The sequence below is a fragment of the Inquilinus sp. OTU3971 genome (assembly GCF_038440215.1).
Window position 1 is genome coordinate 22,173 of record NZ_JASATH010000043.1, and the last position, 24,308, is coordinate 46,480.

The following is a 24,308-nucleotide window of genomic DNA, read 5'->3' on the forward strand; positions in this document are numbered from 1 at the left end:
TGCTATTGCCACGCTTCTGCCGCATTCCTTGTCGCGGCGAGGTGGATGTGAGAGCGGCCATGTTTCCCGAACGGCTTACCGAGGGCTATCGCGCCTTTCTCAACGGCCGGTTCGCCGCCGAGCGCAGCCGCTACGAGATGCTGGCTGAGGCCGGGCAGAAGCCCGAGATCATGGTCATCGGCTGCGTCGATTCGCGGGTATCGCCCGAGGTCATCTTCGACGCGGCGCCGGGCGAGCTGCTGGTGGTGCGCAACGTCGCCAACCTGGTGCCGCCCTACGAGCCCGACCGGGAGACCCAGCACGGCACCAGCGCCGCGCTCGAATTCGGGGTCCAGGCGCTGCGGGTCAAGCACATCGTGGTGCTGGGCCACGCCCATTGCGGCGGCATCCGCGCCTTCGCCGACGAGCAGGAGCCGCTGTCGCCCGGCGACTTCATCGGCCGCTGGATGTCGCAGATCGCCCCCGCGGCGGAAAGCCTCGGTCCCCGCAAACCGGAGGACGGCGACGGCTATCTGCGCCGGCTCGAATTCGCCTCGGTCGAGCTGAGCCTGCAGAACCTGATGACCTTCCCCTGCGTCTCGATCCTGGTCGGGCGCGGCAAGCTGCAGCTGCACGGCGCCTATTTCGGCGTCGCCTCGGGCCGGCTGCTGGTGCGCGACCCGGACACCGGCGAATTCGAGCCGGTGGTGGAGGAGGGGCGCGGCGGGCTCGCGGCCATCCGCGGCCCCTGATCCTTACCGGGCCATGGCGGCCCGCTGGCTGAGCCAGACGCTGGCGACCACCAGGACGAAGCCGCCCAGCTGCAGCGGGGTGAGGCTCTGGTCCAGCAGCCAGCCGAGCAGCGTCGCGACCAGCGGGCTGAGGAAGCCGAGCGAGGCGGCGGCGCTCGGCTCGATCCGCGCCAATCCGCGGAACCACAGTATGTAGGTCAGCGCCGCGCCGATCAGGCCGAGCCAGGCCATGCCGAGCACGTTGTCGAGGGTCGGGGGCGGCAGTGCCGGCTCCAGCCACAGCGCCAGCGGGATCAGCAGCAGGCCGCCCGCCGTCAGCTGCCAGGCGGTGAATGTCAGGTTGCTGACCGGCGGCTGCCAGTGCCGCGTCAGCACCGTGCCGCAGGCCATCGAGGCCGCGCCGGCCAGGCCGGCCGCGATGCCGATCGGGTCGAGCGCCGCCCTCGGCGTCAGCACCAGCAGCGCAATGCCGATCACCCCGGCGATGCCGGCCGCGACGGCGAGCGGCCGCACGGCCCGGCCGAGCACCAGCCGCGCCAGGGCGATCACGATCAGCGGCTGGATCGCCCCGACCGTCGCCGCCACCCCGCCTGGCAGGCGGTAGGCCGAGACGAACAGCATGGCCCAGAAGAACGAGAAGTTCAGGGCCCCGAGGATGAAGGCGCGGCCCCACCAGAGGCCGGTCGGCAGGGTTCGGACGAAGGCCAGCAGCAGGAGCCCGGCCGGCAGGGCGCGCAGCATCGCGACCGTCAGCGGATAGCCCTGCGGCAGGAACGCGGTGGTGACGTAGTAGGTGCTGCCCCAGATCGCCGGCGCGATGGCGGTGGTCAGCACCGCCGCCACGTGGCCGGCATTCGCCTTCGCATCCTTCTGGGCAAGGGAGATCGCCACGGCCGCCTCACGCGCATTCGAGGCCCACTGCCTCTTCTCGCCGATACCGTACTATCTTCACCCCTGCGAGATAACGATCGATATGGTGGCGACACTCGCCACCGAGAGTGAACGATATGGACCATATGGTCGCGCTGAAGGTGTTCCGGACGGCGGTGGAACTGGGCAGCTTCGCCCATGCCGCTAAGGCGCTGCAGCTGTCCCCGGCCGCGGTCAGCAAGAACATCGGCGAGCTGGAGCGACATGTCCAGGCGCGGCTCCTGAACCGGACCACGCGCCGGATGAGCCTGACCGAGGCGGGATCGATCTACTACCAGCAGGTCCGCCGCATCCTCGACGACATCGAGGATGCCGACCGGTCGCTCGGCGCGCTGCAGAACAAGCCGAGCGGGCTGCTGCGCGTGACCGCCCCCGTCTCACTGACGCTGCTGACCCTGTCGCCGGCGATCCCGGGCTTCCTGGCCCGCTATCCGGAGCTGTCGCTCGACCTCGCCCTGGACGACCGCCGGGTCGACATCGTCAAGGAGGGGTACGACGTCGCGATCCGCGGCAGCGACAGCCTGGAGGAATCGAGCCTGGTGGCGCGGAAGCTGTTCACGCTCGACCATGTCGTCTGCGGATCGCCGGACTATATCGGGCGCCGGGGCGCGCCCGAGCGGCCGGACGACCTCCGTCGCCACGACTGCGTCCAATTCACGCTGTCCGGCCATGCCGATGAATGGGCGTTCCGGCGGGGCGGGGAGGCGGTCCGGGTGCCGATCGACGGCCGGTACAAGGTCACCTCGAGCATCGCGGTGCGGGATGCGCTGCTCGCCGGTTTCGGCCTTAGCCTCGTGCCCCGCCGCTACGTGGCGGACGATATCGCCCGTGGAACCCTCGCGACCGTGCTGGACGGCTGGTCGGCGGTCGAGACCTCGGTCTACGCCGTCTACCCGTCGAAGCGATACCTCGTCCCGAAGGTCCGCGCCTTCGTCGACTTCATCGTCGAAATCTTCGCCAGGGTTTAATCCAGGCGGCAGCCCATCGTCAGTGGCCGCCGCCGGCCTCGCGCTCGGCCAGGATCGCCTCGCTGGTCGCCACCAGCACCGACAGCGCCACGCCCTCGGCGGCCAGCCCCACCTCCGGCAGCGCCGGGAAGGTCGGGGCGATGCGGATGTTGCGGTCGTCCGGGTCACGGCCATATGGGAAGGTCGCTCCCGCCGGCACCATCGCCACCCCGGCCTCCTGCGCCAGGGCCACGGTCCGGCGGGCGGAGCCGCGCCGCACGTCCAGGCTGACGAAGTAGCCGCCCTCGGGCTCGGTCCAGCGGGCGATTCCGGCCTCGCCGAGATGCTCGCCGAACACCGCCTGCACGCGCTGGAATTTCGGCACGATGATCTGCCGATGCCGCTCCATCAGCGCGGCGATGCCGGCCTCGTCCCGCAGCAGCCGGACGTGACGCAGCTGGTTCAGCTTATCCGGGCCGATCGATTGCCGCGACAGATGCTTGCGGGCCCAATCCATGTTGGCAGCCGAGCTCGCGAACAGCGCCAGGCCGGCGCCGGCGAGAGTGATCTTCGAGGTCGAGCCGAAGATGAAGGGCCGGTTGGCGTGGCAGTGCCGGGCGCAGGCCTCCAGGATGTTCGCCAGGACATGCGGCCGGTCGGTCATATGGTGCACCGCATAGGCGTTGTCCCAGAACAGCCGGAAGTCCGGGGCCGCGGTGGGCATCGCCGCCAGCCGCTCCACCGTCTCGGTCGAATAGGTCTCGGCCGTCGGGTTGCTGTATTTCGGTACGGCCCATAGTCCCTTGACCGACGGGTCCTGCGCCACCAGCCGTTCGACCACATCCATGTCCGGCCCGTGCCCGGTCAGCGGCACCGGAATCATGCGGATGCCGAAGCCCTCGCAGATGCCGAAATGCCGGTCATATCCGGGCACCGGACACAGGAACGTGATCGGCCCCTGCGCGGCCCAGGGCTTGTCGCCGTCCGGCACGCCGTGCGGCAGGGCGAAGGCGATGATATCGTGCATCAGCGTCAGGCTGGAATTGTTGCCGACCAGCACCTGCTCCGCCGGCGCGCCCAGCATGGGCGCGAACAGGGCCCGCGCTTCCGGCAGGCCGCGGACGTCGCCGAGATAGTTGCGGCAGTCGCTGCCGTCGGCCGCCTTGTATCCGTCCGGCCCGGGCAGGGACAGCAGCCCATTCGACAGGTCGAGCTGCTCCGCCGACGGCTTGCCCCGGCTGCTGTCCAGTTTCAGCCCGCGGGCGCGGAAGGCGACATGCCGGTCCCCCGCCTGCCGCCGGAAGGCGCGGAGGTCGTCGGTCATCATGGTCTCGAGGCGCTGCATGGCCGTCTCCGGGGCGCAGTCGTGGCGGAACGATGCGAAGGCTAGCGGGGCCGGGGGCCGCGGGGCCAGAGCGGAGCCATGCGGCGGCGGCGGCTCTGGATTGCCGGTTGCGTGTCGGGGGGCATGGCGGCCCGTTGGATGAAAGAGCCACCCGGCCGCCGTATATGGCCCCCGGGGAATAGGGACCGGCCTCGGCCGTTGTCCCCGTAGCGGGAAGGGAAGACACAGTGTGGGGGACGAGGTGCGGTCCAACCTTGCGGCCCATCTGCCGCGGCTCCGGCGCTTCGCCTGGGGCCTGGCGGGGTCGCGGGACGAGGGCGACGATCTGGTGCAGGCGGCCTGCGAGAAGGCGCTGGCCCGCTCGCACCAGTTCACGCCGGGCTCACGGCTGGACAGCTGGCTGTTCCGGATCGCCCAGACCACCTGGGTCGACCGGCTCCGCCAGTGCCGGATGCGGCGCACGGATGCGCCGGCTGCGCATCCCCGGCGGCATGACGCCGGGGATGGCCCGGTCCGTGCTGCAGCGGCGCTTTCCCGACCTGCTGCTGGATCTGCATCACCTGTACCGGCCGTCCGGCACCGCGTCGCTGCCGCCGCTCGACTTCGCCTATGCCACGCCCAATCGCGGCCCCTATGTCGATGTCGTGGCGCCCGGGGTGCGGGGGCCGGTGACCGACGCCTCCGGCACGGCCCGCCTGGTCACCGGCACGTCCTTCGCGGTTCCCTTCGTGGTCCCGGCCCTGGCCGCCGATCCGCAGCCGGCGGATGGCGAGCCGGCGGTGCTGCGCCGGCTGGTATCCCGGGCCCAGGATCTCGGCGCACCCGGGCACGACCCGATCTACGGCATCGGGCTGGTACAGGCCCCGCCGGGGTGCCCGAACGGATGAGGCGACTGAGCGGTCGGTGCTCGGTTCGGATCGGCCCGCAGGGGCGGCCGATCCGTCCGGTGCGTCAGCCGGCGGCCTTCGCCTCCTTGCCCAGCAGGTTGCGCTCGAGCTGGCTGCGCAGATCCTCGTCCGCGAAATAGGACAGGTTCTGCTCGCGGATCTTGGCGCCTTCCTCGTCATACAGGAAGGGCAGGGTGCAGTAGCGCGTGCCCTTGGTCACCGGCAGCGCCTCGTGCAGCAGCGAGCAGGAGAACACCACGGCCCCGCCGGTCGGCGCCTTGTAGCTGTGCCTGTCGTATTCGGGGAAGCGCAGCTCGCCGCCCTCGAACTCGTCGGCGTTCAGGTTGATGGTGACGGCGAAGCGGCGATGCGCCGTGCCCTTGGTGGTGTTGTCGCGATGGGCGCGGAAATAGCCGCCCTCGCCGGAATCGTAGCAGGCGACGATGTAGCGCTCGATCCGGGTGGCGTTGAACTGGAACGCCTTCTTGATCTCCGGCACCAGGCGCCGCTCGATCCGGGCCTTCATGGCCAGGCGCAGCGTATCGTCCTCGATCGTCGCGTCCTTGCGCTTCTTATGCGCATGGTCGACCGCGGCGGCGGTGCGGCCGTCCGGCAGCGACTGCATGAAGCCGCTCTCCTCGCCGCCGACCTTCCTGTAGTAGTCGATCAGGGCGCGGCAGAACTCCGACTCGAACAGATACGGCACCACCAGCACCGGCGCACCCGGCGTGGCCGTGCCCAGCCGGGTCAGCGGCGGCAGCCGGCTGACGAAATCCGCCAGGATCTTGGCATGCTCGGCACCGTCCTCGATCGGGAAGCGGGCAAGCACGCGCAGGCCGGGCGACAGCACGTAGCTGACCTTGCGCTGGTCGGCGCCGTAGCTGGTGCTGATCTTGCCGTCGAAGTCGTAGAAATGGCGCAGGCCGGGGACGCGGGTCGGCAGCCGTCCCGGCTGGGCGTCGTTCTTGTCCTGGGTGACGCCGAAGAAGGCGGCGTGGCCGTCGTTGAAGGGCCCGACCTCGGCCGCGATCGCCGACAGCAGCCGTGCCGATTGCGCGTCTCCGGCCGAGCCCAGGAAGCTGAGAACGACGTAGCGCCCGGCCACGGTATCTAAACGGAAATCCGGCCGCTGCGGCGTCGGAACCACGAAGAGCGGCACGGGATCGCCGGGCTCCAGCAGACGGGGCATTCAATCCTCCACGAAAATACAGTCCAGTTGAGAGCTGCTCGCATATTACAGCAGGATTATGGCCGCCGTCGTGCCCGATGTCACATGTCGTGATAGGTGCGATGCGTGTCGCGACGAGGCTGCTGCATGGCGAATCCGGGCGGCGTTCCTTCACCCCGGCCGTGCAAGGGTTGAACGCCGGGATTCGCCCGAGATCGAGACGAGGTCAGGATGAGCCGCACCCGCACCACGCCCCGCCGACGCCGTGACGGTGCAGGTGGCCTCCACCAGCTCCCGTGGCAGCTGGTCGAGAACCCGATGCCGCCGGTCGAGGTGCTGCGCCCGGACCAGATCGAGCGCATCCACGAGGCGTCGCTGACCATCCTGGAAGAGATCGGGATGGATTTCCTGCACGACGAGGCGATCGAGATCCTGCGTCGCGCCGGGGCCAAGACCACGCCGGGCAGCCGCCGCGTCCGATTCGATCGCGGCCTGGTGCTGGACGCGGTGGCGAAGGCGCCCTCCGCCTACACCTTTCACGCCCGCAACCCGGAGCGGGATGTCCGGATCGGCGGCCGCTCCATCGTCTTCGCCTCGGTCGGCTCGGCCCCGAACGTCTCCGACATCGAGGGCGGGCGGCGGGTCGGCAACTATCGCGACTATTGCAACCTGCTGCGCCTCGGCCAGACGCTGAACGCGATGCACATCTTCGGCGGCTATCCGGTCGAGCCGGTGGATCTGCATCCCTCGACCCGGCATCTCGACGCGCTGCGCGCCTTCGTCACCCTGTCCGACAAGCCGTTCCACGCCTATGCGCTGGGCCGGGTGCGGATGCGCGACGGCATCGAGATCGCCCGCATCGCCCGAGGCGTGACCCGCGATCAGCTGCAGCGCGAGCCCAGCCTGTTCACCGTGGTCAACACCTCCTCGCCGCTGCGCCTGGACGGGCCGATGATCGAGGGCCTGGTCGAGATGGCGCAGGCGGGGCAGATCGTCACGGTCACGCCCTTCACCCTGGCCGGCGCCATGGCCCCGGCGACGCTGGCCGGCGCGCTGGCGCAGCAGAATGCCGAGGCGCTGGCGACCATCGCCCTGATCCAGCTGATCAAGCCCGGCGCGCCGGTGATGTATGGCGGCTTCACCTCCAATGTCGACATGAAGTCGGGGGCGCCGGCCTTCGGCACGCCGGAATACGCCAAGGCGGCGCTGGCCGGCGGCCAGCTGGCGCGGCGCTACGGCCTGCCGTATCGCTCCTCCAACACCAACGCCTCGAACGCGGTCGACGCACAGGCGACCTATGAGAGCATGGTGTCGCTCTGGGCCGCGGTGCAGGGCCACGCCAACATGGTCATGCACAGCCTGGGCTGGCTCGAAGGCGGGCTGCGCGCCAGCTTCGAGAAGATGATCATCGATGCCGAGCTGGTGCAGACGATGACGGAGTTCCTGAAGCCGATCGTGGTCGACGACGACACGCTCGGCCTCGACGCCATCCGCGAGGTCGGGCCGGGCGGCCATTTCTTCGGCTGCCAGCACACGCTGGCGCGCTACGAGACCGCCTTCTACGCGCCGCTGCTGTCCGACTGGCGCAATTTCGAGAGCTGGCAGGAGGTCGGGGCGCCGGATGCCACCCAGCGGGCGCACCAGCTGTACAAGCGCATCCTCGCCGAATACGAGCCGCCGCCGCTCGACCCAGCGATCGCCGAGGAGCTCGACGCCTTCGTCGCGAAGCGCAAGGAAGAGGGCGGGGTGCCGAGCGACTAGGCGCTGCCGATCAGAATCCCCGTCAGGAACACCAGCAGCCCGCCGACCACGACCTGGAAGGTTGAGGACAGCAGTGGCGTGTCCATGAAGCGGTGGCGGATCCAGGAGATCGCCGCCAGCTCGACCGCCACCACGGCGACGGCAATACCGGTGGCGACACGGAAATCCGGGATCAGATAGGGCAGGGTGTGGCCCAGGCCGCCCAGCGCGGTCATGCCGCCGCAGACCAGCCCGCGCAGCCAGGGGCGGCCGCGGCCGGTCAGGCTGCCGTCGTCGGACAGCGCCTCGGCGAAGCCCATGCTGATGCCGGCGCCGATCGAGGCGGCGAGGCCGACCAGGAAGGTGTCGAAGCTGTCATGCGTGGCGAAGGCCGCGGCGAACAGCGGCGCGAGGGTCGAGACCGACCCGTCCATCAGCCCGGCCAGGCCCGGCTGCACGATCTGCAGCACGAACAGCCGGCGCTCATCCTCGCCCTCGCGCATCTGCACCTTGGCCGGGACGTGTTTCGCCTCCAGCTGCCCGGCGACATGCTCGTGCCGCCGCTCCTCCGCCGCCAGATCGCCCAGCAGCTGGCGGATCGAGGCGTCGGTGGCGCGGCCGGCGGCGCGCTCGTAGAAGCGCCGGGTCTCCGCCTCCATCGCCTCGGCCTGCTTGCGCACGGTGTCCAGCGACAGCGGCCGGGACAGCCACACCGGGCGGCGGCGGATGAAGCCGCGGACGAGGTGCCGGTTGATCAGTGGGATGTGGTCGCCGAAGCGGCCTTTATAGAGCTCGAGCAGCCGGTGGCGGTGCCCGTCCTCCTCCCGCGACATGCCGCGGAACACCGCGGCCGAGGCGGGGAAGTCGGCGGCCAGGCCTTCGGCGAAATCGCCGTAGATCCGGGCGTCCTCCTCCTCCAGCGCGATCGCCAGGGCCAGCATCTCGCGCTCGGTCAGCTCGGAAAAGTCCTTCATCGTCGTCTCCGCTTCGCTCGCCTTTTGCTTCTCATCCGGGCGCGGGGCGAAGGCAATGACGAACGACTCGCAGCGCGGCGAGGCCGGGCGAGCCCGCGTCGCAGGCGGGATATAAATTCATAACGATGTCCTTATATTTAGATGGAGTTCGCATCAGCCCGGCGGTACCGTCGCTCTGCGCCCGCCGCGGTTTCAGGAAGGTCCGGCCATGTCCAGCACCCGTTTCCACGATCTCCTCGCCGCCAAGCCGATCCTGTTCGCCGATGGCGGCATGGGCACCGGCCTGTTCGCCCAGGGGCTGGAGACCGGGGACAGCCCGGAGCTGTGGAACATCGAGCGGCCGGAGCGGGTACAGGTGGTGCATCGCGGCTTCGCCGAGGCCGGCTCCGACATCATCCTGACCAACACCTTCGGCGGCAATGCGCGGCGGCTGGCGCTGCACAGCGCCCAGGGCCGGGTGCGCGAGCTGAATGTCGCCGGCGCCCGCATCGCCCGCGCGGTGGCGGAGGAGTTCGACCGTCCGGTCATCGTCGCCGGGTCGATGGGCCCGACCGGCGACATCTTCCAACCGGTCGGCGCGCTCAGCTACGAGGAGGGCGTCGCTGCCTTCGCCGAGCAGGCCGAGGCGTTGGCCGAGGGCGGCGTCGACGTGCTGTGGATCGAGACCATCTCGGCGGCGGAGGAGATTCAGGCGGCGATCGAGGGCGCATCGCGCACCGGCCTGCCGATCGTCTCGACCATGACCTTCGACACCAACGGCCGCACCATGATGGGGCTGACGCCGGAGGCGGCGATCACCCATGGCCGCAACTGCGCCTGCCGGCCCAGCGCCTTCGGCGCCAATTGCGGCATCGGTCCGGCCCAGCTGCTGGACAGCATCCTCGGCCTGGTGCGCGCCTCCGAGACCGGCGACATCATCGTCGCCAAGGGCAATTGCGGCATCCCGCAATATCGCGAGGGCGCCATCGTCTATGACGGCACGCCGGAGATCATGGCCGACTACGCCGTGCTGGCGCGCGATGCCGGCGCCCGCATCATCGGCGGCTGCTGCGGCACGACGCCGGAGCATATCCGGGCCATGGTCGCGGCGGTGAACGGCAGCGCCCGCGGCCCGGTGCCGGATGTCGAGACGGTCGAGCGGCTGCTGGGCCCGATCAAGGCCCAGTCCGGCCGCCCGGCCGAAGGCGGCGGCGAGCGCGAAGGCCGCCGGCGCCGCCGGGCCTGATCCTCAGAGACTCGCGGGCTCGGCAGGAGCGCCGCCGACCCGCTCCAGCGTCTGGATATGCCGGCCCAGCAGCGCGGCCGCCTGATCGACGGCGCCGCGCCGCAGCGCGTCCAGGATCTGCCGGTGGTCCTGGTTCGAGCGCGGCTGCCACCCGGCCGACCGGGTCGCGGCAAAGGTGAAGCGGGAATTGGCCAGCTGCAGCTCCGCCAGCATCGCCAGCAGGCGTGGCATGCGGCAGGCCGCCACCAGCTCGCGATGGAAGCTGCGATTGGCCGCCTCCCATTCGGCGAAGGACTGCGCCCGGTCGCCTGCGGCGACGGCGTCGTCGATCCGCTCGATCTGCAGCGGCGTCAGCCGGCGGGCGGCATGGCGCAGCGCCAGCACCTCCAGCGCCGCCCGGATCTCGACCACCTCGCGCATCGACCGCTCGTCCAGCGGCGCCACGCGCATGCCGCGCCGCGGCTCGCTCACCGCCAGCCCCTGGGCCTGCAGGCGCTGGAAGGCCTCGCGGACGGGCACATGGCTCGATCCGAACTCGTGGGCGATGTGGTCCTGGCGCAGCGGCGCATCCGGCGCCAGCTCGCCGGTCACGATCCGCTCGGCCAGGATTTCGGCGATCCGGTCGGCGACGGTCTGCTGGGAAACGTCAGTCTTCGGCATTCTGGATCATAGATTATCTACTGAGTAAATCAGTGCGCGCCGGGTTTGGTGCCTATAGACTCGACTGAGTCACAACAATCATAGACTAATCAAAGAGATTATCTATGATCTTGAGGAGTCAGTCATGCATTCTCCCGTCGAAGCACCGCTGCCCGCCCTGGCCGGCTGGCGCGTCCCCGCCGCGATCATCGGCGGCAGCCTGCTGATGGCGCTCAGCGGCCAGATCCAGATCCCGTTCTGGCCGGTGCCGATGACCATGCAGGTCTGCGCCACCTTCCTCCTGGCCGGGCTGGCCGGCGGCCGGCTGGCGGCGGCGATGGTCGCAACGTTCCTGGCGGAGGCCGCGGTCGGCCTGCCGGTCCTGGCCGGGGGCAGCGGCGGGCTGGCGCCGCTGGTGGGCCCGACCGGCGGCTATCTGCTCGGCTTCGTCGTCGCCGCCTTCCTGGCCGGCGAATGGATCCGGCGTCGCCCGGGCGGGATGATCGCCACCGTCGTGCCGATGCTGGCCGGGCTGGGCGTGATCTATCTCCTCGGCTGCCTCTGGCTGGCGCAGTTCACCGGCTGGGCGGCCGTGATCCCCGCCGGCGTCGCGCCCTTCCTGCTCGGCGACGCGCTGAAGGTGCTGCTGGCCGCCGCCGTGACCCTCGCCCTGCGCCGCGTCCGGAGGGCTGCGTGACGGCGGCTGACGCCTCCGGTTCCAGGCCCGCGGTCCGGTTCGACTGGACGCGGGCCGAGGCCGAGGCGCTGTACGGCCTGCCGTTTCCGGAGCTGCTGCATCGGGCCCAGCTGGTCCATCGCGAGAGCTTCGATCCGGCGGAGGTCGAGACCGCCAGCCTGCTCAGCATCAAGGCCGGCGGCTGCCCGGAGGATTGCGGCTACTGCTCGCAGAGCGCCCGCTACGACACCGGTGTCAAGGCCACGCGGCTGATGGATCCTGGCGCGGTGGTGGACCGGGCGGCCCAGGCCAAGGCCGCCGGGGCCGGGCGCTTCTGCATGGGCGCGGCCTGGCGCAGCCCGAAGGACCGCGACCTCGACCGGGTCTGCGAGATGGTGGCAGGGGTCAAGGCGCTGGGGATGTCGACCTGCGTCACCCTCGGCATGCTGACCCGGCCGCAGGCGGACCGGCTGAAGGCGGTGGGGCTCGACTACTACAGCCACAACGTCGACACCTCGCCGGAGTTCTACGGCCGGATCATCACCACCCGGACGCTGCAGGACCGGCTGGAGACGCTGGAGCATGTCCGCGCCGCCGGCATCAAGGTCTGCTGCGGCGGCATCGTCGGCATGGGCGAGGCAGTCGACGACCGGCTGGGCCTGCTGCTGCTCCTGGCCGGGATGGAGCCGCATCCGGAAAGCGTGCCGCTGAACCTGTGGGCCGAGGTGGTGGGGACTCCGGTGATGGCGACGGCGGAGACGCCCGATCCGATCGGCTTCGTCCAGCTGGTGGCGGTGGCGCGGATCCTGCTGCCGCGCAGCGTGCTGCGGCTCTCCGCCGGCCGGCAGACCATGAGCGACGAGCTGCAGGCGCTGTGCGTCCTGGCCGGCGCCAACTCGATCTTCCTCGGCGACGTGCTGCTGACCACGGCCAATCCGGGGCTGGATCGCGACGCCCGGCTGCTGGACAAGCTCGGGCTCAGGGCGGTGACCGACGGTCTGGCGCCAGCCTGAACCCTATCGCGGCCACTCCGCCATTGGCTGGCCGGACTCGACGATGTGGACGCCGAGCTCCGCCCAGCGGGCGAAGGCTTCCTCGGCCTGCGGGGTGAAGTCCAGCGCCGGGACCGGCCGGCCTTCGCCATCCAGCCCGACCACGGCCGACATGCAATCGCGCAGGACATAGACCCGGCGCGGCAGGGCCGGGTCGAGCGCCCGCATCCGATCGAGCAGATCGTCGACCGACCAGCGCACGCAATGGCTGGCGGCCTGGCCGGCGACGACGATCCGGTCGGCGCGCAGCAGCTCCAGCAGCGCGGCATCGTCCTGCGGTTGCACCAGCCGCCCGCCGTCCCAGCGGTCCGGCACCTCGGGTGCGAAGGCGGAATAGCTCTCGCTCCAGGGATCGTCGCCCTTGATGATCACGGGGGTCGGCGCGCCGCGCAGGAGGGCATGGAACAGCCAGGCCTCCTGGACCAGCCCCGGCATGGCGTGCCCCTCAGACCCGATCAGGCAATGGTCGGGCCAGACGATCAGGGCGTTGCGACCCTGCCGCGCCAGGCTGCGGACATAGTGCAGCAACTGCCGCTCGACCCACCCCTCCGTCGCGACGTCGGAGGGCAGCAGGGCCAGAACGCCCGGGCTCGGCCGCAGCGTGCCGCCGGCCAGCATCTCCTCGGTGATCACGGTGAAGGGGGCGGGCGAGCGGCCGTCGGCATCGGCCCAGAACGAGCGGTGGAAGATCTGCAGCGGCGTGTGGGTGTCGAAGGTCGGGACGATCCGGGAGAGGGCGCCGAGGTTGCGGTGGATGAAGGCGGCGATCCGCGCCGTGTCCTCGACCGCGCCGCGCCCGGAGCGGCCGCCGACATAGAGCGCACCCTCCGGCAGGCAGAAATCGCGCTGCAGGTCGATCAGCAGCAGGTCCGTGCGCGTCCCTTCGACTGTCTTGATCTCGCCACGCCAGTCCTCGGCCGCGGCGCGTAGCCCGGCGATGTCCGGCCGGTACGACCAGTCGCCGGCCCGGGCCGGATCGAAGAAGGAAGGAAGCGTCGTGCTCATGCCGGCCCCGCTGCGTGCTGCCGCGCCAGACTAGCCAGCGGGGCCAGGCGATGGAAAGGGAGTCCATCCCCCAATCGTCGGGGATTGCTGTGCTAGGGCCTGTTTCATCACCCTGAACGGAAAGTGCGGACGTCGAGATCGGCCCGGGATGCGGCATGCCGGCAGGGGCGTCCTGCGTCCTCACTCTACCCGTTCAGGAGAATTCGATGACGCGTTTCGAAGGCGACGAATACGACAACCTCATCCCGCCGTCCGGCTACGGCAATGCCGGCGACGACACGATGTCCGGCCGCGGCGGCGGCGCCGGAAACGACGCGCTGAACGCCGGGGACAGCAACGACGTGCTCCGCGGCGGGGCAGGGGCCGACCGGCTCGATGGCGGGTTCGGCAGCGACACCGCCAGTTACTATAGCGGCACCATCGGCGTCGTGGTCAGCCTCGCCAGCGGCCTCGGCAGCGGCGGCGAGGCCCAGGGCGACGCCCTCTTCGGCATCGAGAACCTCTCCGGCAGCCAGGGCGGCGACGGCCTCTACGGCACTACCGGCCCCAATGTGCTGCAGGGCTGGAACGGCAACGACGCCCTCTTCGGCAGGGCCGGCAAGGACACGCTCACCGGCGGCGCCGGGGCGGACCGCTACCACTTCACCACCCTCGGTGACAGCGTGACCGGGGCCAACGCCGACCGGATCACCGATTTCAGCCACGCCCAGGGCGACAAGATCGACCTGTCGGGCATCGATGCCAGCAGCGGCGCGGCCGGCAACCAGGCCTTCCGCTTCCTCGGTACCGGCGCCTACACCCACCATGCCGGCGAGTTGCATTACTACTACAGCGGGACCGACACCGTGGTCTCCGGCGACGTCAACGGCGACGGCGCCTCCGATTTCAGCATCGTCCTCTCCGGCCATCTGGGCCTGGCCGCCGGCGACTTCGCGCTGTAGCCCCGATCACGCAAGACGAAGCGGGCCGGTTCCCAAGGGGTGCCGGCCCGCGCTTACTGGAACAGGCTGGAGACCGACTTCTCTTCGGCGATGCGCAGGATCGCCTCGGCCATCAGCGGGGCGATGGTCAGCTGGCGGACATTGTGGCTCAGCCGCACCGCCTCGGTCGCCAGGATGCTGTCGGTCGTCACCATCTCCTTGATCGGCGAGGCGCCGACGCGGGCGACGGCGCCGCCCGACAGCACGCCGTGGCTGATATAGGCGAAGACCTCGGACGCGCCGCGCTCCATCAGGGCGACGGCGGCGTTGCACAGCGTACCGGCGCTGTCGGCGATGTCGTCGATCAGGATGCAGCGGCGGCCGTCGATGTCGCCGATCACGTTCATCACCTCGGACACGCCGGCGCGCTCGCGCCGCTTGTCGATGATGGCGAGGTCGGCGTCCAGGCGCTGCGCCACCGAGCGGGCGCGGACCACGCCGCCGACATCGGGCGAGACGATGACCAGGTTGTCGCTGGAAAAGCGGCTGCGGATGTCCTTCACGAACACCGGCGCGGCCACCAGGTTGTCCAGCGGGATGTCGAAGAAGCCCTGGATCTGGCCGGCGTGCAGGTCGAGGGTCAGCACCCGGTCGGCGCCGGCGCGGGTGATCAGGTTGGCCACCAGCTTGGCCGAGATCGGCGTGCGCGGGCCGGTCTTCCGGTCCTGCCGGGCATAGCCGTAATAGGGCATCACCGCGGTGATCCGGCGGGCCGAGCCGCGGCGCAGCGCGTCGATGGCGACCAGCATCTCCATCAGGTTGTCATTGGCCGGGAAGCTGGTCGGCTGGATCACGAACACGTCCTCGCCGCGGACGTTCTCGAGGATCTCGACGAAGACCTCCATGTCGGCGAAGCGCCGGATCTGGGCCTTGGTCAGCGGAATTTGCAAATAGGCGGCGATCGCCTCGCAGAGCGGGCGATTGCTGTTGCAGGCGATGATTTTCATGCGGGGCGGCTCGGTGGTCTCGGGCGGTGGCCGGGGCCGGATGCGGCTGCGTATATCCCGCGCGCATCTGGGTGTAAACGGACTTCACGCAACCCTGACCCCGAATTGTCACATCAGCATCAGCACGCAGCTCCCGAGCAGCGCCAGGATGATGAACAGGAACAGGGTGATCAGATGCGGCATGGCGGTCAGCCCGTCAGCAGGATGGCCGAGATCTGCCGGCCGTAATCCGGCTCCTTGCGCAGGGTGGTGCGGCGATAGCTGAAGAACTGGTCCTCGCGCGCCAGGGTGTCGAGTCCGGTGACGGTGACGTCGCGCAGCCCGGCCCGGTGCAGGCGACGGGCGACATAGCCCGGCAGATCGAAATGCGGCCGGGCGCCGGGGGTGTGGAAGAAGCCGGCGCTGTCCGGATCCTCGGTCAGGAACCGGTCGCGGAACTCCGGCCCCACCTCGTAGCTGTCCGGCCCGATACAGGGGCCGACGGCGGCCGCGATCCGCTCCGGCACCGCGCCCAGGGCCTGCATCGCCACGACGGTGGCGTCGGTGACGCCGCCGAGCGCGCCCTTCCAGCCGGCATGGGCGGCGCCGATCACCCCGGCCTCGGCATCGGCGAACAGGATCGGGGCGCAGTCGGCGGTGAGGATCCCGAGCGCCAGGCCCGGCCGGTCGGTGACCATGGCGTCGGCCTGGGGTGACGTCTCCGGCGTCCAGGGCCCGGTCACGGTCGCGACATTGGGGCTGTGCACCTGGTAGACGGTCAAGAGCGTCTCAGCCGGTCCGAGCTCGCGCCGGCAGCGGTCGCGATTCTCCGCCACCGCCTCGCGCCGGTCGCCGGAGCCGAAGCCGCAGTTGCGCGAGGCGAAGATGCCCTCGCTGACGCCGCCGGTGCGCGGGAAGAAGCCATGGCCGATGCCGGGCAGGGCGAGGGCGTCGACGGTGATCACGGGGTGGGCTCCGGCCGGTTCGGACGGGACCGGAATAGCATTGCCGGCCGGGTCAGGGAAATCCCGCCGGCGCGCCGAGGCCGGGCGCGGTCAGGGCCAGGGCCTTGAACAGCCTGCCCATCTGCTGCGGCCCGGCCAGCCGGTCGACCGCGGCGTCGATCTCGGCGGCGCGGGCCGGGGACGCCTTCTTGAGCTGCGCGGCGCGGGCACGCAGGCCGAGCGCCTCCAGGAATGCGCCTTGCGTCACCGGGCCTTGGGCGTCGGCTCCGGCCTGGGTTGCGGCCTGGGCCAGGGCCTGGAAATCGACATGGGCGGTCAGGTCGGCCTCGCCCGGCGCCTCCAGCGGGTCGGCGAAGGTGTGGCGCCGCACCGCCTGGAAGCTGTCGCCGGGTGCGCTGCGGGCGGGGCCGTAATCGACGATCAGCGCGGCGCCGCCCTGTTGCGCCAGACGCCGGCCGAGCAGGGTGGCATGCGACAGCCCCCCCGGGCAGGCCTCGGCGATCGAGCCTTCCGGCGCGTCCCGCACCGCCTCCGGAATCAGCGCCAGCCCGGGATCGGCGCGGGCCGACAGCTCCCAGCGCAGCCGGCCGGTCGCTTCGTCCCAGCCGACCAGCCGCTCGTGCCAGCCCTTGGCCCCGCGCTGCCATTGCCGGATCGGCAGGGCGTCGAAGAACTCATTGGCGACCACCAGCGCCGGCCCGTCCGGCAGATCGGCCAGCCGGTCCAGCCAGGCGGGATCGGCGTCGGCCAGCCGCGCCGCCTGGGCGGTGCGCAGGGCCGGGCTGGTCTCGACCAGATGTAGCCGCAGCGCGGCGCGGAAGCCGGGCGCGGCGCGGCCGATGGCGCGCAGCGCGTCCTGCATCAGCGTGCCGCGGCCGGGGCCGAGCTCGACCAGCAGCACCGGGTCGGGCGCGCCCATCCGCTGCCACAGATCGGCGCACCACAGGCCGATCAGCTCGCCGAAGACCTGGCTGATCTCCGGCGCGGTGGTGAAGTCGCCGGCCGCGCCCAACGGGTCCTGCTTGACGTAGTAGCCGTGCCGGGGATGGCCCAGCGCCTCGGCCATGTACTGCGCCACCGTCAGCGGGCCGGCGACGGCGATGCGGCGGCGCAGCAGGTCGAGCAGCGCGGTCACGCGGCCGGTGGCGAGGCGGCCGGGGCAGGGGCCTCGACCGCCGGCCGGCGCGTGGCCCACAGCACCACGGCGAGGCCGATCAGGATCATCGGGATCGACAACTGCTGGCCCCGGGTGAACCAGTCGGTGCCCATCAGATAGCCCAGCTGGGCATCCGGCTCGCGCACGAATTCGACCAGGAAGCGCGACACGCCATACCAGGCGATGAAGGCGCCCAGCACGATGCCCGGCCTGGCCCGGATGCGCGGGCTGGCGGCCAGCGGCAGCAGGATCAGGAACAGCACCAGCCCCTCCAGCCCGGCCTCGTAAAGCTGGCTGGGGTGCCGCGGCAGCGGCCCGCCATTGGGGAAGACGATGCCCCAGGGCTCGTCGGTGACGCGGCCCCACAGCTCGCCGTTCACGAAATTGGCGATGCGGCCGAAGAACAGCCCGATCGGCGCGGCGGCGCCGACCACGTCGCCCAGCAGCAGGGGCGAGAAGCCGCGGCTGCGGGCGAACAGGATGATGGCGGCGCTGACCCCGAGGAAGCCGCCATGGAAGGACATGCCGCCATGCCAGATTTCCAGGATCGACAGCGGGGCGGCCAGATATTCGTCGAGATTGTAGAACAGGACATAGCCGAGCCGGCCGCCCAGGATGGTTCCGATCACCGCCCAGGTCAGGAAGTCGTCCAGCGCCGTGCGGTCGGGCGGCAGCGCAGTGCGGCGGGTCAGCCAGAGGGCATAGCGCCAGCCGAGGATGAAGCCGGCGATGTAGGCGAGCGCGTACCAGCGGATCGCGATGGGGCCGATCTGCAGGGCGACCGGATCGAACCAACCCATGTGTGTTCCCGTTCGGGGGGCGAAGCGTGCCCTTATAGGCGCGCGGTCCAGCGTGTTGCAACGCGGGGAACCGGCGGCCATATTGCCAGATGATGATGATTTGTTCCGGATACCGCCTGACATGCCCTTCGACACCAAGCTGATCGACGATCTGGTCCGCGTCGCGACCGGAGCCTTCGGTGCCGTCGCCGGCGTGCGCGAGGAGGCGAGGACCCGCCTGCGCGAGCAGTTCGAGCACATCCTGTCGCGGCTCGACGTGGTCACCCGCGAGGAGTTCGAGATCGTCCGCGCCCTGGCCCAGCGGGCGCGCGAGGAGCAGGAGCTGCTGGCCGCCCGGGTGGCGGCGCTGGAGGCCGCAGTCAAGCCGGCGGGGAAGCCCGCGGCCAAGCCTGCGGCTTCGAAGCGCGCGGCCCCGGCGACGGTGGCCAGGCCTGCCCGCAAGGCCAAGGCGGCCGCGGACTCGGCTCCTGCGCCGAAGGGCCGCAGGGCTCGTGCCAAGGCGGCGGACTGAATTTCGTCACAAATCATCCACAACTTTTATCGTGGCAGCGGAGCATATCGGTTGCGCCTAACAAGCCCTTGTGCGACCGTTGTCTTGGAAAGGCTGTAATGGTTAACACCACTACACATTGGGTATTGGCCGATAGCGGGCGCCATAGATGTGCCACGCCTCGGTACGGGAGCGGAGGATCATGACCACAGCGTCCCAGACCTTCGAGGAAGCCGCCTTCACCCAAAACCCCCTCGACACGCTCGAGGAAATCGTCAGCGCCAATGATTGGAGTTTCGAGCGGGCCAGCAACGAGGAGATGCTGGCCGAGGTCGCCGGCCGGTGGTGCAGCTATCGCCTGTTCTTCTTCTGGCAGGAAGAGATCAGCGCCATGCAGTTCTCCTGCCAGTTCGACCTGAAGGTGCCGGAGAAGAAGCGCCGCGACGTGGCGGAGCTGCTCGGCATCATCAACGAGCGGATGTGGCTCGGCCATTTCGACGTCGACTCCGAGGAGCTGACGCCGATGTTCCGGCACACCACGCTGCTGCGCGGCGCCCAGGCGGCGAGCCAGGAGCAGCTCGAGGACTTGGTCGACATCGCGCTGACCGAATGCGAGCGCTTCTACCCGGCCTTCCAGTTCGTCCTCTGGGGCGGCAAGAGCGCCAGCGAGGCGGTCTCCGCCGCCATTCTGGACACGGTCGGCGAAGCCTGAGCCGACCGGCCGACAAGACTGTGGCGATAAGCCCGGCCTCGCGAGAGGCCGGGCTTTTTCATGCCGCCGGGCGACGCTCCTGTCAGCCGGATGGCTCGGGCCGGTCGTCCGCAGGCAACGTCCGGACCAGCTCCCAGGCCTGATCGTAGATCTCGCCGTTGAGGACGTTGTGGAAATAGCGCTCGCCCTCGGGCCCGCCGACATCTTCGGCCGGGATGCTGCACCAGTATTGGGACTCACCGGGCCGGCCCGGCCGCCGGGCTCTCGCTCCAGAGTTTCGGGCCGGCGCCGGCCCGTTCGGCCCTGGCCTTCGCCCTGTCGGGGGCGAGGCCGGGTAGGCGATGGCGCGGTGGACAGGCCGATCTCGCGGCCCAGGCGCAGGACCAGGGTCTCGATCGGCAGGTCGGTGTCGGCCAGGTCGGCGTCGATCCGCTCGGTCTCGGTCAGCCGGACCCACAGATCGGCGGTGAGCCGCTCCTGGACCTCGGGCTTCACCACGGCGATGGCGCTGGAGGCGCCCTGGGCGACAGCGCGGCGCCGGTTGTCCTTCCGGTCCTGCAGCCGGTGCCGGTGGCCGTCGGCGTTGCGCCACTCCTCCTCCCGCTGCTGGTGCAGCCGGGCCTTCAGCGCGGCGGCGCGGATGCCCAGCGCGGTGCGGTTGAAGCCGGCCTCGGCCTTGCCGGCGCGGTCGAGATCGCCGGCCGCGAGGGCGGCGAGACCTTGAGCCTGGAAGGCCTGGGCCAGCTCCATGGCGAGCCCCGCCAGCTCGGACAGCATCGCGGTGTCGGCCTCGTCCGTGGCCGGCGAGGCGGCAGCGGGAGTTCCGGCTTTGATGGCACCTTTGACCATCTGTGCATTAGAACAAAACAGGAACAATAGGTCAAGCGAAAGCGTGTTTCGGTTGAATGGTGACCGCAATGTCAGGGGCCGGATCTGCCGGATGGCCACGGCCCTGCGGGGCTCGCTATAACGAATTTTGATCGAAGCGGTGAAGCCGGACTGGCGGACCCGCGCATCGCTCCGAGAGAGAGGAGGGCCGAGACATGGCCTCAGGCCCGCAGCCGCAGCCCGTCTTGCCCGTCGCCCCGCCCTTCGCATCCGGCCGGGCGAAGGAGACCGCACGCCGCCGTCTGCGGCGCAACCGCCGGCTCGCGACCGGGCTGCTCGCCACGATGGGGGTGGTCTTCGTCGGCACGCATCTGGTCGCGGAGCCCGGCTTCGCCATGCTGCTGCTGCGCTCCGGGGCCGAGGCCGGGATCGTCCGCGGCATCGCCGACTGGTTCGCGGTGACCGCCCTGTTCCGCCATCCGCTCGGCCTGCCGATCCCCCACACCGCGATCATCCCGAACAGCAAGGACCGGATCGCGCGCACCCTCGGCCGCTTCATCGAACGGAACTTCCTGACCCAGGAGATCCTGCTGCGGAAGCTTGCCGATGGCCGGGTCGGGCAGCGCTTCGCCGCCTGGCTGGCGGCGCCAGACACCGCGCCGGTGATCGCCGGGCTGGTCGCCGGCGCGCTGCCGGGCCTGATCCGGTCGCTGGAGGACCACGACCTGCAGGATTTCGCCAACCGCACGCTGGGCGAGCAGCTCCGCCGCGCCGACCTGGCGCCGATCCTCGGCCGCGTGGTCGAGCTGGCGACGGCCAGCGGCGAGGCCGACATCCTGTTCGAGCGGGCGATCGGCATCGGCGTCGGCTGGCTGGAGGAGAACCGGGGCCAGATCGACCGGCTGGTGGAGGCCCGCAGCCGCTGGTGGATTCCGAAGACGGTCGACCGCCGGATCGCCGCCGCGATCGTCTCGGCCGTTGCCGAACTGCTGAGCGACCTGCGCCGGCCGGACAGCGAGGCGCGGCTGCGGTTCCGCGAGGCGCTGGCCGGCCTGATCGAGGAACTGCTGCGCTCGCCGGCCCGGCGCGACCAGATCAACGCCTCGAAGAACCGGATCCTCGACAGCCCGGAGGTGCAGGCCTGGCTCGCCTCGATCTGGGGCCAGCTGTCCCGGACGGCGCTGGAGGACCTGGCCGATCCGGCGTCGAAGACGCGCGCCGCGCTCGAACACGGCATCGCCCTGGTCGGCCGGGCCCTGGCCGCGGACGGCGCCATGCAGGCGCATGTCGATGCCGTGGTCCGGCGGCTCGCGGTCCAGCTCATCTCCTGGCGGCGCAGGCTCGGCGGCTTCATCGCCGAGGTGGTGCGCGGCTGGGACACGCGCACGCTGAGCGAGCGACTCGAGCTCGTGGTCGGCAGCGACCTGCAATACATCCGGATGAACGGCACGATCGTCGGGGCCCTGGTCGGCTGCGCGATCTTTCTGACGACCCGGCTGTTTGGTTAGGGGGATCCAACGATCGCGCCCGGCAGGCTCTCTCGGCCTTGTCCCCCGGGCGTGCTTTGCCCACAGTGCGGGCGGACCACCGCTTGCGGGACGACCGCCATGCCCAGGATCGACATCGCCGCCGTGCCGGAGCGCAAGGGCACGGGCTATCCGCACCCCTTCGACGCGCCCTGCGCCGACCGCACCCGGCAGCGGCTGGGCGATGCCGGCGGGTTGACGGATGTCGGGGTCAACCTGATGCGCCTGCCGCCGGGCAACTGGTCGAGCCAGCGCCACTGGCATTCGGAGGAGGACGAGCTCGTCTATGTGCTCGAGGGCGAGCTCGTTCTGATCGAGGACGGCGGCGAGACCGTGCTGCGCGCCGGCGATTGCGCCGCCTTTCCGAAGAACTCCGGCAACGGCCATCACATGATCAACCGGTCGGAAGCGACCGCGGTCTATCTCGAGGTCGGCACGCGCTCGCCGGCCGATGTGATCACCTGCTCCGATATCGACATGATGAGCCCCAGCACCGATAGCCGGTTCCTGCACAAGGACGGCACGCCCTATCCCGAGCCGGGATAGCGGAGCCATACCCCTTCGTCCAACCCGAGACCCGGAGGCTGTCCATGACCGAGGTCCTGCTGTTCCACCACGCCCAGGGGCTGACCCCCGGCGTGCGTGCCTTCGCCGACGCGCTGCGGGCCGCCGGCCACACCGTGCACGCGCCCGACCTGTTCGACGGGCGGACTTTCGTGAGCATCGAAGAGGGGATGACCCATATCCGTCAGGTCGGATTCGACGATCTGCGGGAGCGCGGCGTCCACCTCGCCGACGGCCTGCCGGCCGACCTCGTCTATGCCGGCTTCTCCTTCGGCGTCCTGCCGGCGCAGAAACTGGCCCAGACCCGGCCCGGAGCGCGCGGCGCCCTGCTGTTCTATTCCTGCCTGCCGATCAGCGGCGACTGGGCCTTCGGGCCCTGGCCGGACGGCGTCCCGGTCCAGATCCACGGCATGGATGCCGACCCGTTCTTCGTTGGCGAGGGCGACGTCGACGCCGCCCGCGAGATCGTGGCCAAGGCCGCGGATGCGGAGCTGTTCCTGTATCCGGGCGACCAGCATTACTTTGCCGACAGCTCGCTGCCGTCCTACGACGCCGAGGCGACCGCGCTGCTCACCAAGCGGGTGATCGCGTTCCTGGACCGCGTCTGATTCCGCCGCCATTGTGCTGAGAATCCGATCAATCGGATCTGCACAATCTATTTGTCGGATTTAACCGGACATTCCATTCTGCCTTCGGATCCAGGCGGCGCGGCAGGCGGCCGGCCGGAACCCCTGTTCGTCTGCTCTCCAGAAGACAGCGGCTCCCGGCCATGGCCCGGGGCTCGACCTCGACATTCCCACGGGAGGAAGACCATGGAGTATCGCAAGCTCGGCAACAGCGGCGCGGTGGTGACGGCCTACTGCCTCGGCACCATGACCTTCGGCAAGGAATCCGACGAGGCCACCTCCTTCGCGCTGATGAACGACTATGTCGAGGCCGGCGGCAATTTCCTCGACACCGCCGATGTCTACGCCGCCGGCGTGTCGGAGGAGATCATCGGCCGCTGGCTGCAAAGCCGGCCAGGCATCGCCCAGGACCTGGTGATCGCCACCAAGGGCCGGTTCCCGATGGGGCAGGGACCGAACGACCTCGGCCTGTCGCGCAAGCATCTGGGGGCGGCGCTCGACGCCTCGCTGCGGCGCCTGGGCGTCGAGCAGGTCGACCTCTACCAGATGCACGCCTGGGACGCGCTGACGCCGCTGGAGGAGACGCTGCGCTTTCTCGACGATTCGGTGCGCAACGGCAAGATCGCCTATTACGGCTTCTCGAACTTCCTTGGCTGGCAGTTGACCAAGGCGGTGTGGCTGGCCAAGGCCAATGGCTATGCGCCGCCGGTGACGCTGCAGCCGCAATACAACCTGCTGGTCCGCGACATCGAGCACGAGATCGTGCCGGCGGCGCTCGACGCCGGGATCGGGCTGCTGCCGTGGTCGCCCCTGGGCGGCGGCTGGCTGTCCGGGAAATACAAGCGCGACCAGATGCCGACCGGCGCCACCCGCCTGGGCGAGAACCCGCAGCGCGGCATGGAGGCCTATGACGCCCGCAACGCCAGATCGACCACCTGGGCGGTGATCGAGGCGGTCGAGGACATCGCCGCGGCGCGCGGGGTCGGCATGGCACAGGTGGCGCTGGCCTGGGTCGCGGCGCAGCCGGCGGTCACCTCGGTGATCCTGGGTGTGCGCACGCGGCAGCAGCTGGCCGACAATCTCGGCGCGGCGACACTGGCGCTGAGCGGCGACGAGATCGCCGCGCTGGACGCGGCGAGCCGGCCCGAGATGGCGGACTACCCCTACGGCGCCGGCGGCATCAACCAGCGCCGCCGCAAGATCGAGGGCGGGCGCTAGAGCCAGATGATTTCAGGCAGGCCTTGCCGGGGCGATCGGACCGAGCCGTGAGGTGTTGCCTCTCAGGGCAATCGCTTGAAGCGCCGCTGGTAGCGGATAGGGCGCAGTCTGTGCAACCGGAGAGATCGTTGACACTATAGACCGGATACATCGTTGACAGGTTTCCGGTGTTGTTGAGAGCGCTGATCGCGGCGGGCC

Annotated in this window: 25 protein-coding genes and 1 pseudogene; 16 read left to right on the forward strand and 10 right to left on the reverse strand. The window is 70.3% G+C overall.

Going from position 1 to position 24,308, the window contains the following annotated elements:
* The first annotated feature begins 59 nt into the window (after positions 1-59).
* On the forward strand, positions 60-731 hold the full coding sequence (locus tag AAHM41_RS13380; RefSeq protein WP_342237042.1) for a carbonic anhydrase: 672 nt from the start codon (positions 60-62) through the stop codon (positions 729-731).
* 3 nt (positions 732-734) lie between these two features.
* Here AAHM41_RS13380 and AAHM41_RS13385 read toward each other — a convergent pair whose 3' ends face one another.
* Positions 735-1,622 (reverse strand): EamA family transporter, encoded by an 888-nt coding sequence (locus AAHM41_RS13385; RefSeq protein ID WP_446719448.1) that lies wholly within the window; start codon positions 1,620-1,622, stop codon positions 735-737.
* A 116-nt stretch (positions 1,623-1,738) separates the two neighbouring features.
* Between AAHM41_RS13385 and AAHM41_RS13390 the strand changes: the two genes are divergently transcribed.
* On the forward strand, positions 1,739-2,629 hold the full coding sequence (locus tag AAHM41_RS13390) for a LysR family transcriptional regulator (RefSeq protein WP_342237043.1): 891 nt from the start codon (positions 1,739-1,741) through the stop codon (positions 2,627-2,629).
* 19 nt (positions 2,630-2,648) lie between these two features.
* Here the strand turns inward: AAHM41_RS13390 and AAHM41_RS13395 are convergent, their stop codons facing one another.
* Positions 2,649-3,953 carry an aminotransferase gene (locus tag AAHM41_RS13395; RefSeq protein WP_342237044.1) on the reverse strand — a complete coding sequence of 435 codons (1,305 nt, stop codon included), beginning with the start codon at positions 3,951-3,953 and terminating at the stop codon, positions 2,649-2,651.
* A gap of 241 nt (positions 3,954-4,194) precedes the next feature.
* Here AAHM41_RS13395 and AAHM41_RS13400 point away from each other — a divergent pair.
* Both AAHM41_RS13400 and AAHM41_RS13405 read left to right on the forward strand, forming a co-directional pair.
* A pseudogene (locus AAHM41_RS13400) lies at positions 4,195-4,386 on the forward strand (RNA polymerase sigma factor); the annotation flags it as partial.
* Positions 4,387-4,417: 31 nt separating this feature from the next.
* Positions 4,418-4,840 carry a hypothetical protein gene (locus AAHM41_RS13405; protein WP_342237045.1) on the forward strand — a complete coding sequence of 141 codons (423 nt, stop codon included), beginning with the start codon at positions 4,418-4,420 and terminating at the stop codon, positions 4,838-4,840.
* Positions 4,841-4,904: 64 nt separating this feature from the next.
* Here the strand turns inward: AAHM41_RS13405 and AAHM41_RS13410 are convergent, their stop codons facing one another.
* Complete coding sequence (locus AAHM41_RS13410; protein WP_342237046.1) at positions 4,905-6,029, reverse strand: 2OG-Fe(II) oxygenase; 1,125 nt, start codon at positions 6,027-6,029, stop codon at positions 4,905-4,907.
* 210 nt (positions 6,030-6,239) lie between these two features.
* Between AAHM41_RS13410 and AAHM41_RS13415 the strand changes: the two genes are divergently transcribed.
* On the forward strand, positions 6,240-7,769 hold the full coding sequence (locus AAHM41_RS13415; RefSeq protein WP_342237047.1) for a trimethylamine methyltransferase family protein: 1,530 nt from the start codon (positions 6,240-6,242) through the stop codon (positions 7,767-7,769).
* On the opposite strand, the gene mbfA is transcribed toward AAHM41_RS13415, so the two are convergent.
* Positions 7,766-8,722: an iron exporter MbfA gene (gene mbfA, locus AAHM41_RS13420; RefSeq protein ID WP_342237048.1), complete on the reverse strand. Its 957-nt coding sequence runs from the start codon at positions 8,720-8,722 to the stop codon at positions 7,766-7,768. The two genes, AAHM41_RS13415 and mbfA, sit on opposite strands and share 4 nt — an antisense overlap.
* A 208-nt stretch (positions 8,723-8,930) precedes the next feature.
* On the opposite strand from mbfA, the gene bmt reads away from it, so the two are divergent.
* On the forward strand, positions 8,931-9,947 hold the full coding sequence (gene bmt / locus AAHM41_RS13425; protein WP_342237049.1) for a betaine--homocysteine S-methyltransferase: 1,017 nt from the start codon (positions 8,931-8,933) through the stop codon (positions 9,945-9,947).
* A gap of 3 nt (positions 9,948-9,950) precedes the next feature.
* On the opposite strand, the gene AAHM41_RS13430 is transcribed toward bmt, so the two are convergent.
* A complete protein-coding gene (locus AAHM41_RS13430) occupies positions 9,951-10,607 on the reverse strand; it encodes a GntR family transcriptional regulator (RefSeq protein ID WP_342237050.1) in 657 nt (218 codons plus the stop codon).
* A gap of 124 nt (positions 10,608-10,731) precedes the next feature.
* Between AAHM41_RS13430 and AAHM41_RS13435 the strand changes: the two genes are divergently transcribed.
* Both AAHM41_RS13435 and bioB read left to right on the forward strand, forming a co-directional pair.
* Positions 10,732-11,283, forward strand: a complete 552-nt coding sequence (locus AAHM41_RS13435; protein ID WP_342237051.1) for a biotin transporter BioY — start codon at positions 10,732-10,734, stop codon at positions 11,281-11,283.
* Entirely contained in the window at positions 11,280-12,275 is a 996-nt protein-coding gene (gene bioB / locus AAHM41_RS13440) for a biotin synthase BioB (RefSeq protein WP_342237052.1), read from the forward strand. Before AAHM41_RS13435 ends, bioB begins: the two co-directional genes overlap by 4 nt.
* Positions 12,276-12,278: 3 nt before the next feature.
* Here bioB and AAHM41_RS13445 read toward each other — a convergent pair whose 3' ends face one another.
* Positions 12,279-13,319, reverse strand: a complete 1,041-nt coding sequence (locus AAHM41_RS13445; RefSeq protein ID WP_342237053.1) for a hypothetical protein — start codon at positions 13,317-13,319, stop codon at positions 12,279-12,281.
* A 206-nt stretch (positions 13,320-13,525) separates the two neighbouring features.
* On the opposite strand from AAHM41_RS13445, the gene AAHM41_RS13450 reads away from it, so the two are divergent.
* The gene (locus AAHM41_RS13450; RefSeq protein WP_342237054.1) at positions 13,526-14,260 is read left to right on the forward strand and encodes a calcium-binding protein; all 735 of its coding nucleotides are present in this window, start codon (positions 13,526-13,528) and stop codon (positions 14,258-14,260) included.
* A gap of 53 nt (positions 14,261-14,313) precedes the next feature.
* Here AAHM41_RS13450 and AAHM41_RS13455 read toward each other — a convergent pair whose 3' ends face one another.
* The 4 genes from AAHM41_RS13455 to lgt form a co-directional block, all read right to left on the reverse strand.
* A complete protein-coding gene (locus AAHM41_RS13455; RefSeq protein ID WP_342237055.1) occupies positions 14,314-15,246 on the reverse strand; it encodes a ribose-phosphate pyrophosphokinase in 933 nt (310 codons plus the stop codon).
* A gap of 188 nt (positions 15,247-15,434) precedes the next feature.
* A complete protein-coding gene (pgeF, locus tag AAHM41_RS13460; protein ID WP_342237056.1) occupies positions 15,435-16,190 on the reverse strand; it encodes a peptidoglycan editing factor PgeF in 756 nt (251 codons plus the stop codon).
* A 52-nt stretch (positions 16,191-16,242) separates the two neighbouring features.
* Complete coding sequence (locus AAHM41_RS13465) at positions 16,243-17,325, reverse strand: class I SAM-dependent methyltransferase (RefSeq protein WP_342237057.1); 1,083 nt, start codon at positions 17,323-17,325, stop codon at positions 16,243-16,245.
* Positions 17,322-18,146, reverse strand: coding sequence for a prolipoprotein diacylglyceryl transferase (gene lgt / locus AAHM41_RS13470; RefSeq protein ID WP_342237058.1), 825 nt, complete (start codon positions 18,144-18,146; stop codon positions 17,322-17,324). The genes AAHM41_RS13465 and lgt overlap by 4 nt, the downstream gene beginning before the upstream one ends.
* Before the next feature lie 121 nt (positions 18,147-18,267).
* Between lgt and AAHM41_RS13475 the strand changes: the two genes are divergently transcribed.
* From AAHM41_RS13475 to AAHM41_RS13505, 7 genes are all read left to right on the forward strand, one after another.
* The gene (locus AAHM41_RS13475) at positions 18,268-18,657 is read left to right on the forward strand and encodes an accessory factor UbiK family protein (protein ID WP_342237059.1); all 390 of its coding nucleotides are present in this window, start codon (positions 18,268-18,270) and stop codon (positions 18,655-18,657) included.
* A gap of 181 nt (positions 18,658-18,838) precedes the next feature.
* Positions 18,839-19,348, forward strand: coding sequence for a YbjN domain-containing protein (locus AAHM41_RS13480; RefSeq protein ID WP_342237060.1), 510 nt, complete (start codon positions 18,839-18,841; stop codon positions 19,346-19,348).
* Positions 19,349-19,918: 570 nt separating this feature from the next.
* On the forward strand, positions 19,919-20,227 hold the full coding sequence (locus AAHM41_RS13485; protein WP_342237061.1) for a hypothetical protein: 309 nt from the start codon (positions 19,919-19,921) through the stop codon (positions 20,225-20,227).
* 164 nt (positions 20,228-20,391) lie between these two features.
* Positions 20,392-21,684, forward strand: coding sequence for a DUF445 domain-containing protein (locus AAHM41_RS13490; RefSeq protein ID WP_342237062.1), 1,293 nt, complete (start codon positions 20,392-20,394; stop codon positions 21,682-21,684).
* Between the two features lie 99 nt (positions 21,685-21,783).
* On the forward strand, positions 21,784-22,248 hold the full coding sequence (locus AAHM41_RS13495; protein ID WP_342237063.1) for a cupin domain-containing protein: 465 nt from the start codon (positions 21,784-21,786) through the stop codon (positions 22,246-22,248).
* A gap of 44 nt (positions 22,249-22,292) precedes the next feature.
* A complete protein-coding gene (locus tag AAHM41_RS13500) occupies positions 22,293-22,874 on the forward strand; it encodes a dienelactone hydrolase family protein (RefSeq protein ID WP_342237064.1) in 582 nt (193 codons plus the stop codon).
* 204 nt (positions 22,875-23,078) lie between these two features.
* A complete protein-coding gene (locus AAHM41_RS13505) occupies positions 23,079-24,110 on the forward strand; it encodes an aldo/keto reductase (protein ID WP_342237065.1) in 1,032 nt (343 codons plus the stop codon).
* The last annotated feature ends 198 nt before the right edge of the window (positions 24,111-24,308 follow it).

Coding starts and splice junctions, on each gene's coding strand:
- AAHM41_RS13380 (WP_342237042.1), top strand. CDS start 60: ATGTTTCCCGAACGGCTTACCGAGGGCTATCGCGCCTTTCTCAACGGC.
- AAHM41_RS13390 (WP_342237043.1), top strand. CDS start 1,739: ATGGACCATATGGTCGCGCTGAAGGTGTTCCGGACGGCGGTGGAACTG.
- AAHM41_RS13395 (WP_342237044.1), bottom strand. CDS start 3,953: ATGCAGCGCCTCGAGACCATGATGACCGACGACCTCCGCGCCTTCCGG.
- AAHM41_RS13405 (WP_342237045.1), top strand. CDS start 4,418: ATGCGCCGGCTGCGCATCCCCGGCGGCATGACGCCGGGGATGGCCCGG.
- AAHM41_RS13410 (WP_342237046.1), bottom strand. CDS start 6,029: ATGCCCCGTCTGCTGGAGCCCGGCGATCCCGTGCCGCTCTTCGTGGTT.
- AAHM41_RS13415 (WP_342237047.1), top strand. CDS start 6,240: ATGAGCCGCACCCGCACCACGCCCCGCCGACGCCGTGACGGTGCAGGT.
- mbfA (WP_342237048.1), bottom strand. CDS start 8,722: ATGAAGGACTTTTCCGAGCTGACCGAGCGCGAGATGCTGGCCCTGGCG.
- bmt (WP_342237049.1), top strand. CDS start 8,931: ATGTCCAGCACCCGTTTCCACGATCTCCTCGCCGCCAAGCCGATCCTG.
- AAHM41_RS13430 (WP_342237050.1), bottom strand. CDS start 10,607: ATGCCGAAGACTGACGTTTCCCAGCAGACCGTCGCCGACCGGATCGCC.
- AAHM41_RS13435 (WP_342237051.1), top strand. CDS start 10,732: ATGCATTCTCCCGTCGAAGCACCGCTGCCCGCCCTGGCCGGCTGGCGC.
- AAHM41_RS13445 (WP_342237053.1), bottom strand. CDS start 13,319: ATGAGCACGACGCTTCCTTCCTTCTTCGATCCGGCCCGGGCCGGCGAC.
- AAHM41_RS13450 (WP_342237054.1), top strand. CDS start 13,526: ATGACGCGTTTCGAAGGCGACGAATACGACAACCTCATCCCGCCGTCC.
- AAHM41_RS13455 (WP_342237055.1), bottom strand. CDS start 15,246: ATGAAAATCATCGCCTGCAACAGCAATCGCCCGCTCTGCGAGGCGATC.
- lgt (WP_342237058.1), bottom strand. CDS start 18,146: ATGGGTTGGTTCGATCCGGTCGCCCTGCAGATCGGCCCCATCGCGATC.
- AAHM41_RS13475 (WP_342237059.1), top strand. CDS start 18,268: ATGCCCTTCGACACCAAGCTGATCGACGATCTGGTCCGCGTCGCGACC.
- AAHM41_RS13480 (WP_342237060.1), top strand. CDS start 18,839: ATGACCACAGCGTCCCAGACCTTCGAGGAAGCCGCCTTCACCCAAAAC.
- AAHM41_RS13490 (WP_342237062.1), top strand. CDS start 20,392: ATGGCCTCAGGCCCGCAGCCGCAGCCCGTCTTGCCCGTCGCCCCGCCC.
- AAHM41_RS13495 (WP_342237063.1), top strand. CDS start 21,784: ATGCCCAGGATCGACATCGCCGCCGTGCCGGAGCGCAAGGGCACGGGC.
- AAHM41_RS13500 (WP_342237064.1), top strand. CDS start 22,293: ATGACCGAGGTCCTGCTGTTCCACCACGCCCAGGGGCTGACCCCCGGC.
- AAHM41_RS13505 (WP_342237065.1), top strand. CDS start 23,079: ATGGAGTATCGCAAGCTCGGCAACAGCGGCGCGGTGGTGACGGCCTAC.